The 13,828-nt window shown below is 64.3% G+C and carries 14 protein-coding genes; 3 read left to right on the plus strand and 11 right to left on the minus strand.

Annotated features, from left to right (window positions below):
* Positions 1–10: 10 nt before the first annotated feature.
* The 6 genes from astD to GJ695_RS17000 all read right to left on the minus strand — a co-directional run bounded on the left by astD (position 11) and on the right by GJ695_RS17000 (position 6,914).
* Positions 11–1,492 carry a succinylglutamate-semialdehyde dehydrogenase gene (gene astD, locus GJ695_RS16975; protein ID WP_154366733.1) on the minus strand — a complete coding sequence of 494 codons (1,482 nt, stop codon included), beginning with the start codon at positions 1,490–1,492 and terminating at the stop codon, positions 11–13.
* Positions 1,485–2,540 carry an arginine N-succinyltransferase gene (astA, locus tag GJ695_RS16980; RefSeq protein ID WP_154360217.1) on the minus strand — a complete coding sequence of 352 codons (1,056 nt, stop codon included), beginning with the start codon at positions 2,538–2,540 and terminating at the stop codon, positions 1,485–1,487. The genes astD and astA overlap by 8 nt, the downstream gene beginning before the upstream one ends.
* Positions 2,541–2,556: 16 nt before the next feature.
* Entirely contained in the window at positions 2,557–3,591 is a 1,035-nt protein-coding gene (locus tag GJ695_RS16985) for an arginine N-succinyltransferase (protein ID WP_154366735.1), read from the minus strand.
* Positions 3,592–3,684: 93 nt separating this feature from the next.
* On the minus strand, positions 3,685–4,926 hold the full coding sequence (locus tag GJ695_RS16990) for an acetylornithine/succinyldiaminopimelate transaminase (RefSeq protein ID WP_154366737.1): 1,242 nt from the start codon (positions 4,924–4,926) through the stop codon (positions 3,685–3,687).
* Positions 4,927–5,053: 127 nt separating this feature from the next.
* The gene (locus GJ695_RS16995) at positions 5,054–5,995 is read right to left on the minus strand and encodes a GlxA family transcriptional regulator (protein ID WP_154366739.1); all 942 of its coding nucleotides are present in this window, start codon (positions 5,993–5,995) and stop codon (positions 5,054–5,056) included.
* Between the two features lie 4 nt (positions 5,996–5,999).
* Positions 6,000–6,914, minus strand: coding sequence for a DMT family transporter (locus GJ695_RS17000; RefSeq protein WP_154366742.1), 915 nt, complete (start codon positions 6,912–6,914; stop codon positions 6,000–6,002).
* Between the two features lie 125 nt (positions 6,915–7,039).
* On the opposite strand from GJ695_RS17000, the gene GJ695_RS17005 reads away from it, so the two are divergent.
* The 3 genes from GJ695_RS17005 (at position 7,040) to GJ695_RS17015 (ending at position 8,679) form a co-directional block, all read left to right on the plus strand.
* The gene (locus GJ695_RS17005; protein ID WP_229260573.1) at positions 7,040–7,456 is read left to right on the plus strand and encodes a MarR family winged helix-turn-helix transcriptional regulator; all 417 of its coding nucleotides are present in this window, start codon (positions 7,040–7,042) and stop codon (positions 7,454–7,456) included.
* An 18-nt stretch (positions 7,457–7,474) separates the two neighbouring features.
* Positions 7,475–7,756 (plus strand): hypothetical protein, encoded by a 282-nt coding sequence (locus tag GJ695_RS17010; RefSeq protein WP_154360223.1) that lies wholly within the window; start codon positions 7,475–7,477, stop codon positions 7,754–7,756.
* Between the two features lie 86 nt (positions 7,757–7,842).
* Positions 7,843–8,679: an HDOD domain-containing protein gene (locus GJ695_RS17015; RefSeq protein WP_154366746.1), complete on the plus strand. Its 837-nt coding sequence runs from the start codon at positions 7,843–7,845 to the stop codon at positions 8,677–8,679.
* A 128-nt stretch (positions 8,680–8,807) separates the two neighbouring features.
* On the opposite strand, the gene GJ695_RS17020 is transcribed toward GJ695_RS17015, so the two are convergent.
* Genes GJ695_RS17020 through eat form a run of 5 tightly spaced genes read right to left on the minus strand, consistent with a single transcriptional unit; the run spans position 8,808 to position 13,814 of the window.
* Complete coding sequence (locus GJ695_RS17020; protein ID WP_154366748.1) at positions 8,808–9,425, minus strand: glutathione S-transferase family protein; 618 nt, start codon at positions 9,423–9,425, stop codon at positions 8,808–8,810.
* 60 nt (positions 9,426–9,485) lie between these two features.
* The gene (locus tag GJ695_RS17025) at positions 9,486–10,178 is read right to left on the minus strand and encodes a helix-turn-helix transcriptional regulator (protein WP_166454934.1); all 693 of its coding nucleotides are present in this window, start codon (positions 10,176–10,178) and stop codon (positions 9,486–9,488) included.
* A gap of 7 nt (positions 10,179–10,185) precedes the next feature.
* Positions 10,186–11,127, minus strand: a complete 942-nt coding sequence (locus GJ695_RS17030; protein WP_229260574.1) for an ethanolamine ammonia-lyase subunit EutC — start codon at positions 11,125–11,127, stop codon at positions 10,186–10,188.
* Positions 11,084–12,469: an ethanolamine ammonia-lyase subunit EutB gene (locus tag GJ695_RS17035; RefSeq protein ID WP_154366752.1), complete on the minus strand. Its 1,386-nt coding sequence runs from the start codon at positions 12,467–12,469 to the stop codon at positions 11,084–11,086. Before GJ695_RS17035 ends, GJ695_RS17030 begins: the two co-directional genes overlap by 44 nt.
* On the minus strand, positions 12,441–13,814 hold the full coding sequence (gene eat / locus GJ695_RS17040; protein WP_154366754.1) for an ethanolamine permease: 1,374 nt from the start codon (positions 13,812–13,814) through the stop codon (positions 12,441–12,443). Before eat ends, GJ695_RS17035 begins: the two co-directional genes overlap by 29 nt.
* Positions 13,815–13,828 lie beyond the last annotated feature (14 nt).

Consider the following 13,828-nt stretch of genomic DNA (forward strand, 5'->3'; position numbering starts at 1 on the left):
GATGCGGCCCTTAGAAGTGCATGCCCGGCGACAGCTTCGCAGGCATTTCGAGTACGTTGTTTTCAATCGATGCGACCGGATAGGCGCAGTAGTCCGCCGCGTAGTAAGCGCTTGGACGATGATTGCCCGACTGGCCCACGCCGCCGAACGGCGCGCTGCTGGCGGCACCGGTGGTCGGGCGGTTCCAGTTGACGATGCCCGCGCGGGCGCGCACCTGGAAAATCTTCCACAGGTTTTCGTCGTTCGAGATCAGCGCAGAGGCCAGGCCGAACGAGGTGTTATTGGCGGCGTCGATGGCGCTGTCGAAATCGGCCACGCGAACAATTTGCAGCAGCGGGCCAAACCACTCCTCGTCCGGAATGCCCTTGGCGTCCGTGACATCGACGATGCCGGCCGAGACGAAGCCGCTGTTGGCATCCAGGTGCTTCATCTCCAGCAGCAGCTTGCCGCCGCGCGCCACCATATCGGCCTGCGCCTGCACCAGGCGTTTGGCGACCGCTGCCGACACCACGGGGCCCATGAATGGCGCCGGTTCGGCGTCCGAAGGGCCGACGGTCAGGCGGCTGGCCACATCGACCAGGCGCGCGACGATCGCATCGCCGGCGGCGCCGGTCGGCAGGATCAGGCGGCGCGCGCAGGTGCAGCGCTGGCCGGCCGAGATGAAGGCCGACGATACCGCCATGAACACGGCCGCGTCGACTTCCTTCGCATCCCAGATCACCAGCGGATTGTTACCGCCCATTTCCAGCGCCAGCATCTTGCCCGGCTGGCCGCCGAACTGTTTATGCAGCGCGGTGCCGGTCTGGCAGCTGCCGGTGAACAGCACGCCGTCCAGCAGCTTGCTCTGGCCCAGCGCGACGCCGGTTTCGCGGCCGCCGTTGACCAGATTGAGCACGCCATACGGCAGGCCAGCCTGCTCCCACAGCCGCACGGTCTTGATGGCGGTACGCGGTGCGTATTCGCTAGGCTTGAACACCACCGTGTTCCCGGCGATCAGCGCCGGCACGATATGGCCGTTCGGCAGATGGCCGGGGAAGTTGTACGGACCGAATACGCCGAACACGCCATGCGGACGGTGACGCAGCACCGCTTCGCCATCGGCGACCTTGTTGTGCGACTCACCGGTGCGCGCGCCATAGGCCTGTACCGAGATATCGATCTTGTTGGCCATGGTGGTCACTTCGGTGCGTGCTTCCCACAGCGGCTTGCCCACTTCCTCGGCGATCAGCAGCGCCAGCTCCTCGGCATCCTGCTTGAGCAGGTCGCGGAAGCGGGTGCAGACGGCGATGCGCTGCTCCAGCGGCGCCAATGCCCACGCATCGAACGCGGCGCGGGCGGCGGTGGTGGCCTGCGCCACATCCAGCGCGGTCGATTCGTTGCTGGACCAGGTCTGCTTGCCGGTGGCCGGATTGATGGTGACCAGCTCCGCCCCGCTGCCGGCAAGCCATTCGCCGTTGATGAAGTTGCTGATGTTGGGCGTTGAATTAGCCATGGTTCTTCCTCGGATTGAGAGTCAAGGTGCGCACGGTGTCGCCGGTGCGGCAATGCAGGAGTTGTTGTTCAGCCTCCGGCAAGGCGACCGTGCCGTTGACCGGCACCGCCTGCGACAAAATCATGCGGAAATCTTTCAGCGTGGTGTTCGACACCAGCATTGGTTCGGTGGCCACCGTCTCCGGCGCGCAGGCGGAATCCCAGTCGGTCGCAGGACCGATGTCGGACAGCGTGCTGTCGCGCATGGCGCGCAGCTCGGACACGCGCGCCTGCAGCACCGGGCCGGCGTCGAAGATATCGACGTACCCTTCGAAGTACATGCCTTCCTGCTCGAGCAGGCGGCGCGCCGGCGCGGTCGACGTGTGCACCTTGCCGATCACTTCCTGCGCGTCGTCCGGCAGGTAGGCCACGTACAGCGGCTGGCGCGGCATCAGTTCGGCGATGAAGGACTTCTTGCCGACGGCGGTCAGGGCGTCGACGTGGTCGAAGTCCATCTTGAAGAAGTGACGCCCCAGGCCTTCGTAGAACGGCGAGCGGCCATTCTCTTCCTGGTAGCCGCGCATTTCGGCGATCAGCTTTTCGGTGAACAGGTGCGGGAACTGCGCGATGAACAGGAAGCGGCACTTGGACAGCAGCTTGCCGTTGTTGCCGGTCCGGTAGTCCGGATGCAGGAACAGCGAGCACAGTTCCGTGCTGCCGGTCAGGTCGTTCGACAGGTACAGCGTGTCCATGCGCGTGAACACATCCAGCTCGCGGCTGGAGTGCACCAGCGTGCCGATGCGGTAGTTGTAAAACGGCTCGGTCAGGCCCACCGATCCCTTGATGGCGCACACGCCGGCCAGGCGGCCGCTGTCGGTGTCCTCCATCACGAACATGTAGTCGCGCTGTTCGGGCGGGATGGTTTCGGCGAACGAGGCGACGGCGATGTTCAGGCGGTCGCCCATCATCTTCATGTCCGGCTTGAGCGTGGTCATGCCGCTGCCCACCTGCGTGGCCATCACATACAGGGCGTCGAGGTCTTCGGCTTGGATAGCGCGTACTACTAGCATAGGTGGTCCGTTCTTCTTATATTCTGACGCAGATGACGGTATCGCCTTCGGCGATATGGAGCGCTTCCTGTACCTCTACGGACAGCGCCACGCTGAGTTGCGAATCCAGCGCCGGGCAGTGCGTGATGACGGCGCGGAAGTCATGTTCGGAACCGGACGAAACGGCGTAGCGCAGCTGCGGCTCGCGGCCGCGGTCGGGCGTTTCCACCGAGGTGGAAACGCGACGTTGCAGCGCGCCGGTAAAGGTACGCAGCGAATTCTTGTGCGCCTGCAGAATCGGGCCGCCGTCGAAGATGTCGATGTAGTCGTCGGCTTCGAAGCCTTCGGCGGTCAGCAGGTTGAAAGCCAGTTCGCCGGATGGATGGATCTGGCCCATGGCCGCCTGCGCGTCGCCCGGCAGCAGCGGCACGTAGACCGGATAGTGCGGCATCAGCTCGACGATCAGCGTGCGGTTGCGCGCGCCGCCGATGGTGCGTTCGGCGTCGAGGAAATCCATCTGGAAGAATTTGCGGCCCAGCGCATCCCAGAATGGCGAACCGCCTTCGCTGTCGGTGACGCCGGCCAGCGGCACGAAGAAGCGCTCCGAAAAGCGATGCGGCGCCAGCACCGCCAGCATCAGGCGCGCACGCGACAGCAGCGCGGCTTCCGGCGTGCCGTGTTCGCGGTCGCCGACGTAGAAGCTGGATAGCTGCGAATAGCCGGTCAACTCGGAGCACAGCGTCAGCGCGTGTACGCTGTGGCTGATATTCAGGTCGCGCGAGACCTGCTGGATCACGTCGTTGCGGAAGGAGAAATAGGTGCCGTTGGAGCCGGCGGCGGCAAACATGGCGGCGGTGCCGACGATCTGCTTGTCGTCCGACTCCAGCACCAGCAGGTAGCCCTCTTCGCTCGGGATGTCGACATGCGCGGCGAAGGAGGCGATCGACAGTTCGACCATTGCGCGGATTTTCTCGCGCGTCTTGGGCAGGGTATGCACTCCCGGCATGGGCACCGCGGCCAGCGCCTCAAGGGCTGCGATATCCGCAAGTTCGACCGGACGGACTACATACATGGGAACTCCTTAGAGAATGCAAACGGCCCCGGCGCGCAAAACACGCAGGGCCGAAAAGTAAGCGGCGGAACCAGTCCGCCGCCAGGGTGCTGCTTACGCCGCTTTCAGCAGGCCATCCAGCGACAGGCGCAGGATGCGGTCGGCTTCGGCGATCTGCTCGTCGGAGACGATCAGCGCAGGCGCCAGGCGCACCACGTCCATGCCGGCGATCAGCACCATCATGCCGTTGGCTTCAGCGGCCTTCTGGATATCCTTCGAGCGGCCTTTCCACGCGTCGGTCACCACGATGCCCAGCAGCAGGCCGGCGCCGCGCACCTGCGTGAACACCTGCGGGTAATCGGCCACCAGCTTCTCCATGGTCGAACGCAGCTTGTTGCCGGCTTCCTTCACGCGCGCCAGGAAGGCCGGCTGGTTGATGGTTTCCAGCACGGCCAGCGCCACGGTGGTGGCCAGCGGATTGCCGCCGTAGGTGGTGCCGTGCGAGCCGACGCTCAGCGTGGCGGCCAGTTCATGGGTGGTCAGCATGGCGGCGATCGGGAAGCCGTTGCCCAGCGCCTTGGCCGAGGTCAGGATGTCCGGGGTGATGCCATAGCTCATGTAGTGGAACAGGTCACCGGTGCGGCCCATGCCCGATTGCACTTCGTCGAAGATCAGCAGGGCGCCGGTTTTGTTGCACAGGTCGCGCAGCTCTTGCAGGAAAGCTTTGTCGCCCGGCACCACGCCGCCTTCACCTTGCAGCGGCTCAACGATCACGGCGCAGACGTCGTCGCCGATGGCGGCGCGGGCCGACTCGATGTCGTTGTAGGTGATGTGGTCGATCGACGGTGGCAGCGGCTCGAAGCCTTCGGTGTACTTCGACTGGCCGCCCACCGACACGGTGAACAGCGTGCGGCCGTGGAACGACTGGTAGCACGAGATGATGCGCGACTTATGTGCGCCGAACTTGGTGTGCGCATATTTACGGGCCAGCTTCAGCGCCGCTTCGTTGGCTTCAGCACCGGAGTTGCAGAAGAAGGCGCGGTCGGCGAAGGTCGCTTCGGTCAGGGCCAGGCCCAGGCGCAACACCGGCTCGTTGGTATAGCCGTTGCCCAGGTGCCACAGGGTGTTGGCCTGGCGGGTCAGCGCCTCGACGATGATCGGGTTGCAATGGCCCAGTGCGGCCACGGCGATGCCGGAGGTGAAATCCAGATAGTGCTTGCCGGCCTGGTCCCACAGGTCCAGGCCCGCGCCTCGGACCGGAACCATCGCTGCCGGTGCATAAGTAGGCACCAGGACTTCATCAAAAGTCTGACGAGTCACAGGACGGGTGGTTACGGTCGTATCTTTGGCGTTCATGGCATTCCCTATCAATTGTGGGTACGGTGCGGCACAGCGCCGCGAGGACCCATTATAAAAAGCGGGATGCTAAAGTTCTTTTCAAATGGCGACAAGAATTTTTACTTTTGGCCGCAAAGTAAAATTATCAAGGAAGCATCAACTTGCGCTGGCGCTCCTCGCGCGGCGTGTTGCCGAACAGGGCGCCGAAGGCGGTGGAGAAGTGCGAACCGGAGGAAAAGCCGCACATCAGGCCTACCTGCACGATGGAATGATTGGTATCCAGCAAGAGCTGGCGCGCTCGCTGCAACCGCAATTCCAGATAGTAACGGGACGGCAGGCTGCCCAGGTATTGCTTGAACAAGCGCTCCAGCTGGCGCCGCGACAGGCCGACCAGGTTGGCGATGTCGTCGGTGGACAGCGGTTCCTCGATATTGGTCTCCATCAAGGTCACCGCTTCCGACAAGCGCGGCTGCAAGGCGCCGAAGCGCGCCTGCAGGGCCACACGCTGGCGCTCCTCCGGCCCGCGCACGCGCTCGATGCACAGCGTTTCCTTGACGCCGGCCTGCACGGTGGCGCCGAACAGCATCTCGATCAGCGTCAGCGCGAAGTCGATCGACGCGGCGCCGCCGCAGCAGCTCAGGTGGCGGCCGTCCAGCTCGAACAGGTGCGGGGTCAGGATGGCGCGTTCGGTGATGTCCTCGGTATCGGCGTACAGCGCCCACGGCAGCGCGATGCGCACGCCCGCCATCAGCCCGGCGCTGGCCAGCCACAGCACGCCGGCGCCGACGCCACCCCAGTACTGCGCCGAACGGCAGCGCTCGATGACGGCGCGCGCCTGCTCGGGCGGCAGCGGCGCCTGTTGCTCGTCGGCCACCAGCAGCGCCAGATGCCAGCCCGGCTGCGCCAGCACCACCTGCGCCGGCGTCATGGTCTCCAGTTGCAGCACGTCGCGGCCCAGTTGCGCGGCGGCCAGCCGCAGCGGCTGCACCAGACCGGCCCAGGTGATGGAATCCGCCTCGCCGGCGTTGACCAGCAGCATGCGCAAAGGCTGCTGCTGGGCGAGGCTGGATAAGGAAACAAAAGACATCGGGCTACTCCGGCGCCAGGGCCGTAGCGGGACGCTCGGTATTCCATTGGCTCACGATCATACCCGAGATCAACAGCGCCGCGCCGAGCAGACCGTTCCACGCCAGCGTCTCGCCGAGCCAGAAATACGCGAAGATGGCCGCACATCCCGGCTCGAAGGCGTAGATCACCGCCGCCTCGTTGGCGCTGCTGTGGCTTTGGCCCCAGGTTTGCAGCGAAATGATGCCGGCGGTGGCGACCACGCCCAGATAGATCAGGTTGACGCTATACATCTCCAGCCCCTTGGCGACATAGGCGATGTAGTTGGGCAGATCCTGGCTGCGCTCGGCCAGGCCCAGCGGCACCTCGGTGATCAGCAGCCAGGCCGCCGCGCAGGCCGCCACGGTGACGATCTGCGAGGCGGTCAGCGCCATCAGCTTTTCCACCTTGCGGGTGGTGGCCTCCATGATCTTCACGTACAGGCCGAAGAACAGCGCGCACAGCAACGCCAGCGTGTCGCCGCGTCCCCAGCTGAAGCTGCCTTCCCAGCACAAGGCGAACAGGCCGGCCAGCGCCAGCAGCAAGGCCACCAGGATGCGCCGCTCCAGCCGCGCCCCCAGCGCCACGCCCAGCAGCGGCGGCACCAGCACGTTCAGGCCGGTGATGAAGGCGTTGCGGTTGGAACTGGTCAGCGCCAGTCCCTCGATCTGAAACACGTAGCACAGGAACAACACTACGCCGGCCAGCACGCCCCAGCGCAGGTCGCGCCAGCGGGCCCGCCACAGGAACGGCAACAGCAGCACGCTGGCCAGCGCAAAGCGGCACAGCACGATCCAGCTGGCCGACAGATAGCCGGTCATATCCTTCATCGCGGGGAACGTCGTGCCCCAGACCAGGGTCACAATCAGCAGGGCGGCAACGCCGCGCAGGTGTACAGGCATGGAGATTCTTATCGATATTGTAGTTTGGCATAGTGTACCCCGCCGGAAAGCCGGATGCGAAGCGGCTATAATCATGGCCTATGGGTGAACGATTCTTGAAAAGCATCCGGCTACTGGCGGAATGCATGCAAGGCTATGAACGGCTCTCCGGCGAATACGTGCGCCGGAGCGGCCTGACGCACGCGCAGTTCGATATTATCGCCACGCTGGGCAATACGCCCGGCATGTCCTATAAAGAACTGGGCGACAAGACACTGATCACCAAGGGCACCCTGACCGGCGTGATCGAACGGCTGGAGCAAAAAGGCCTGGTGGAACGTCAGCGCAACGATTGCGACAAGCGTTCTTTCTTTGTGCGGCTGACCAAGGAGGGCGAGCGGACATTCTGCACCGTGTTCCCCGAGGTCATCGGCAACAGCGGCAAGGTCTTCGCCGATTTTTCCGACGACGACTTCGCCCGGCTTGAAAAAACCCTGTCCGAGCTTAAAAATGTGATCATGGCTGGTCAGACGGAAAGCCCGTCCACCCGCGACTGCGATTAAAAAACCAAGGAAACAGATTTGAAAACCTCTCTGCTGGAAGGCAAAAAGCCTGCCAAATTCGACAAGCACATCATCGGCAACCTGCTGCTGGACGTCGCCCCGGCTGACGAAGTGCGCCAGGAAGCGCTGATCGTCGGCGTGCGCAACGACGACGGCGAGATCTACCGCCTGATCGGCGCCTCCACCCACAACAGCTTCATGAACGCGGTCGAAGAACTGTTCGACCTGGGCCTAAGCGATGAGCTGCAAGACACCGACGAACCGGTGGAAGGCTGCGACGCCATCTTCAGCGAGCAGTAACAGCGCCTGTGGGCTGAAAAAGACGCCGCAAAAAGTATTTTCTGGAAAAGTGCCACAAGGCAACATTCCGAGTATAATTTTTTGCAATGGACCGACTCGACGCCTTCAAGACTATTGCTGCTCAAGCGAGCCGGGGCGAACTCACGTTCCCGGCCAACGTCAACGCCTCGCTGCGCCTGCAGCAGGCGCTGAACGATCCCGACTGCCATATTGAGTCAGCCGCCAGGCTGATCCAGGCGGACCCGTTGCTGGCGGCGCGCAGCGTCGCCATCGCCAACTCGGTCGCCTACAACCGTTCCGGTACTGAAATTTCCAGCGTGCGCGCGGCCGTGCAACGCCTTGGCGTGCGCACGCTGCAATCGCTGGTGGCGGCGCTGATCGTGCGCCAGATCGGCAGCCAGGTCACCGAGCCGTCGCTGGCGGCCAAGATCAACCAGCTGTGGGAGCACACCGCGCACGTGGCGGCGCTGTCGCAGGTGATCGCCCGGCGCGTTACCCATGTCGATCCGGATACGGCGCTGTTTGCCGGCATCATGCACGAGGTGGCCGGTTTCTACATGCTGTCCTGCGCCGGCGACTATCCGGAGGTGATGGAGGGCGAACCGGAGGACTGGGTCGAGCACGGCGAGATCGAAATCGGCCGCGGCGTCATGACGCACCTGAGCGTGCCGGACGGCGTGTTCAAGGCGATCGAATCGATGTGGATAGGTTTGCGCGCGCTGCCGCCGGAAACGCTGGGCGACACGCTGCTGCTGGCCAACGACCTGTCGCCGGTGCATTCGCCGCTGTACCAGCGCCCCGGCGCCACCACGCTGCAAGGCGCACGCACCATCGATTTCGTGGTCGGCGAAGGCACGCTGCACGCCATCATGACCGAATCGGCGGAGGAAGTGCAGTCGCTGTACGCGGTGTTGATGCTGTAAAAAAAAGCCCGCTGGGCAGCGGGCAAAGTCCAAAACTAGGGATCTCCTCCAGAGGAGACGAGTCCAGAATACCCCGCCTTGCCCTCCCGCTCTGTGCGCTAGTTCACATAAGCGTATGCATCTTGCAATTACCAGATCGGCATAGTTTGTTTCCATGCGTCGAGTTGCGATACCCGGCCCAGCCACGCCATCAGCTTGGGAAACTGGGTCACCGGCAGCTTGGCTTGCTGGATGTAAGTCAGTGACGGCGCCAGCGCCAGGTCCGCCAGGGTGAGCGTGTCGCAAACCACCCAGTCGCGGCCGGCCAGGTGCTGCTCCAGCACGGCGGCGAACTGCGCGATCAGCCGGCCGGCGCGGTCGATTTCCGCCGCATCGGGACCGCCGCGTCCGCTCATGCCTTTCCAGATGTTCTCGTAGCACAAGGTGCTGATCGGCGGCGCGAAGTGCTGCACGCCCCACATCATCCAGCGGTTGATGTCGGCGCGGATCAGGATGTTGTCGGGATACAGATCCTGGCCGTGGGTGCGGTCGGCCAGGTATTGCATGATGGCGCAGGATTCCCACAGCGTGAACTCGCCGTCCTGCAGCACCGGCAGTTTGCTGTTGGGATTGATGGCGACCAGACGGCGGCGGTCTTCCGGACTCATCAGGTTCACCTCGGTCAGTTCCAGCGGCGTGCCCATGTGCAGGGCGGCCATCATCACGCGGCGGGAGCAGGTGGAAATCGAGTGGTGGTACAAGCGCATTGCAGTCTCCGATGAGTGGGTTGAGGACTTCATCGTAGCGCTGCGGCGCGACAGTTTTTGTCAGTAGTCTTCGCGGTAGTTGTTCTCGGTGCGCCAGGCTTTCAGCAGGTCGTGGCGGCGGGTCGGATAGCGCTCCTGCAGCGACTCCACCGCCGCGATGCGGTCGATGCGGAAATGGCGGAACGCCGCGCGCAGTTCGCACCATGCGGCCAGCAGACGGCGGCCTTCCAGGAAGGCCAGCGCGAACGGCCATACGATGCGTTCGGATGGCGCGCCGTGTTCGTCGCAGTAGGACATGCGCAGCCGGTGCTGGTAGCGGATCGCTTCGCGCACCGGGCGCACATGGATGTCGCTGGCGTGACTCACTTCACCGATAGGCGCCCACAGGCTGGTTTCGGCCATGTCGTCGCGCAGGTCTTTTGGCGTAGCGGTGGCGATCTTGGCGAGGGCGTTGTTGGCGGCGGCGGCCAGCGCTTCATCGCCCTGGCGGCGCACCCAGCGCGCGCCGAGCACCAGCGCTTCCAGTTCGTCGGCGTCGAACATCAATGGCGGCAGGAAGAAGCCGGTCTTCAGCATGTAGCCGACGCCCGCTTCGCCTTGCAGCGGCGCGCCGAGGCTGGCCAGGGTCTGGATGTCGCGGTAGATGGTGCGTTCGGAGACGCCCAGTTGTTCGGCCAGGCGGGCGGCGGTAACGGGACGGCGATAGCCGCGCATGGCGTCCATCAGCATGAAAAGGCGGCCGGTGCGGCTCATTGCGGTCTCACTCCAACAGGAAATTGCGCCGTGGCGCCTCCAGGTTGGCGCTCTCGCTCGCGGTTTCGTCCTTCAACGCGACGCCGGACAATTGGCGGCGGCGCGACTCGGACAGCAGGTAGTGCAGCTTGAACGCTGCGGCCTCCCAGGTCAAGCCCTCGGGACGGACGTTGGAGATGCAGTTGCGGCTGGCGTCTGTCAGGCCGGGGCGCGGCGCCCAGGTGAGGTAGAGGCCCATGCTGTCGGGGGAACTAAGGCCGGGGCGTTCGCCGATCAGCACCACCACGGCTTGTGCGTGCAGCAGGTGGGCGATGTCGTCGCCGATGGCCACGCGGCCTTGCTGGACGATGGCGATCGGCGCGAGGCGCCACTGCTCTTCCGAAAGGCGCGCCATCAACGCACGAATGAACGGCGCAGCGTTCTGCTCGATCGCCAGCGCCGACAGGCCATCCGCGACCACCAGCGCAAGATCATAGCGCGCGGCGCCGGACGCGCCGGCAGACGCAGCAGGGGTGGTGCTGCGCGGCTCGACCGTGGTGGCAGTAGCGCCGGCAGCGGCGCTAGCGGCGGGAGGCGCGGTCGCGGTCGCGGTCGCGGTGGCGGTGGAGGCCAGCGTGTCACGCGATGCGGCGTTGAGCTGGCGGCCCAGGTCGGGGCGCTGGAGGTAGGTGTGGCGGTCCGGCGCGGCGCTGTGCAGGCTCACACATGGCAAGCCGCTCGCGACGCTCAATGCTTCGCCAAGCGCCGCAACGTCAAGCGCCAGGTGCACCGCATCACGCGCACGCGCGTGGGCAAGTTGAAACTCCAGCTGCGGCGCCGTCGGCTGACTGACGCCGCTGCGTCCCAGCGCAATCCGCGCCGCCGTCAACCGCCGCAGCTCCGCCCACGGATTCACAGTCACCAGCTTATCCATGCAACAGCACCTTGTTGAAAGCCGCTGGCAAAGCATCCGCCAACGTAAACCGCGCGTCGCCCGTAACGATGCCCATGGTCCGCAGCCAGGCCTCAAACTCCGGCGCCGGCTTCAATCCCAACGCCCGACGCACATACAGCGCATCATGAAACGACGTACTCTGATAATTGAGCATGATGTCATCCGATCCCGGCACGCCCATCACAAACGTGCAGCCGGCCGCACCGAGCATCGTCAGCAGCACATCCATATCATCCTGATCCGCCTCCGCATGATTGGTGTAGCAGACATCGCAGCCCATCGGCAAACCAAGCAGCTTGGCGCAGAAATGATCCTCCAGCCCCGCGCGCAAAATCTGCTTGCCGTCATACAGATACTCCGGCCCGATAAAGCCCACCACCGAATTCACCAGCAACGGCTGGAAGCGCCGCGCCACCGCATACGCGCGCGCCTCGCACGTCTGCTGATCCACGCCATGATGCGCATTGGCCGACAGCGCACTGCCCTGCCCCGTCTCGAAATACATCACATTGCTGCCGACCGTACCGCGCCCGAGCGATAGCGCCGCCTGCCGCGCCTCGTCCAGCAACGACAGCGTCACGCCAAAGCTTGCATTGGCCGCCTCGGTGCCGGCAATCGACTGGAACACCAGATCCGCCGGCGCACCGCGCTCGATGGCGGCGATGGTATTGGTCACATGCGTCAGCACGCAGGACTGCGTCGGAATCGCATACCGCGCAATGATCTCATCCAGCATGGAAACAAGATTGATCACCTGCGGCACATTGTCCGTGGCCGGATTGATGCCGATGACCGCATCGCCGCTGCCATACAGCAGACCATCGAGCACACTGGCCGCGATGCCGCTTGCATCATCGGTAGGATGATTCGGCTGCAAGCGCGTCGACATGCGCCCCATCAGGCCGATGGTATTGCGGAAGCGCGCAACCACCTCGCACTTGCGCGCCACCAGCACCAGATCCTGCACCCGCATGATCTTGGACACCGCCGCAGCCATCTCCGGCGTAACGCCCGGCGCCAGCGCGGTCAGCGCCGCGCCATCGGCCGCATCGCTGAGCAGCCAGTTGCGGAAATCGCCCACCGTCAGATGCGCCACGCGCGCGAACGCCGCCGCATCATGCGTATCGACAATCAGCCGCGTCACCTCGTCCTGCTCATATGGAATCAGCGCCTCGCTGAGGAAAACGCGCAGCGGCAGCTCGGCCAGCGCCATCTGCGCCGCCACCCGCTCCTCCGCGCTGCCGGCCGCCACGCCGGCCAGATAATCCCCCGAGCGCGCAGGCGTTGCCTTCGCCATCAAATCCTTCAGATCGCGAAACTGATACGTCTTACTGCCGACCTGGTGCGAGTACCCCATCGCTGCCCTTTCGCTGACGTTGCGGCGCGGTCGCCAGGAAGCAGCCGTAGCCCAGCAACAGAAACACCACAAACACACAGAAGATCAGCCAATTGTAATAGATCATGGTGGCCAGGCAGACCACCGCGCCCACCAGTGCGATGGCCGGAAACAGCGGATAACACGGCGCACGGAACGGCCGCGCCATCTCCGGCTCCGCGCGGCGCAGCCTGAACAGCGCCAGCATGCTGATGATGTACATGGTGATCGCACCGAACACCGACATGGTGACGATGTTGGCCGTCAGCGTCTGCCCTCCCAGTTTGATCAGCTCATCGCTGTAGATGGCGGCGATGCCGATCACGCCGCCGGCGAGGATGGCGCGGTGCGGCGTCTTGAAGCGCGGGTGAATTTTGGCGAAATACTCCGGCAGATACGCCTCGCGCGCCAGCGCATAAATCTGCCGCGAATAGCCAAGAATGATGCCGTGAAAAGAAGCGATCAGACCGAACAAGCCTAGCCACACCAGCATGTGCAGCCAGCCGCTGTTCTCGCCGACGATCAGCTTCATCGCCTGCGGCAGTGGATCGTTGATGTTGGCCAGCTTGGTCCAGTCGCCGGCGCCGCCGGCAAACACCATGACGCCCAGCGCCAGCAGCACCAGGGTGACGATGCCGGCGATGTAGGCGATCGGCACCGAGCGCCGCGGATCGCGCGCCTCCTCCGCCGCCATCGCCACGCCCTCGATCGCCAGGAAGAACCAGATCGCAAACGGAATCGCCGCGAACATGCCGGGAATGGCGGCCATGCTGAACGCGTCCTGACCGGCCCAGCCGCCCTTGACGAAATGCGCCACCGAGAATCCCGGCGACACCACGCCCATGAACACCAGCAGTTCGAAGATCGCCAGCAGCGTCACCAGCAATTCAAAGGTGGCGGCGATCTGCACACCGAGGATATTCAGCGTCATGAAGACCAGGTAAGCGCCCACCGCCGCCGTCTTCGGCTCGATCTGCGGGAACTGCACATTGAGATAGGCGCCGATGGCCAGCGCGATCGCCGGCGGCGCAAACACGAATTCGATCAAGGTTGCCGCGCCGGCCAGGTAACCGCCCAGCGGCCCGAAGGCGCGCTTGCTGTAGGCGAACGGTCCGCCGGCGTGCGGAATGGAAGTCGTCAGCTCGGTAAAGCTGAAAATGAACGCCGTGTACATGGCGGCGATGAACAGCGCCGTGATGGTGAAGCCCAGCGTGCCGGCCGAGGCCCAGCCATAACTCCAGCCGAAATACTCGCCCGAGATCACCAGTCCGACAGCGATACCCCATAGTTGAAATGTGCCCAGCGTCTTCTGTAAAGTGGCTTGCATGCTTTCCTCCTCCG

It is taken from the genome of Duganella alba, assembly GCF_009674495.1.
GTDB classification, from domain to species: Bacteria; Pseudomonadota; Gammaproteobacteria; order Burkholderiales; family Burkholderiaceae_D; genus Rugamonas; species Rugamonas alba.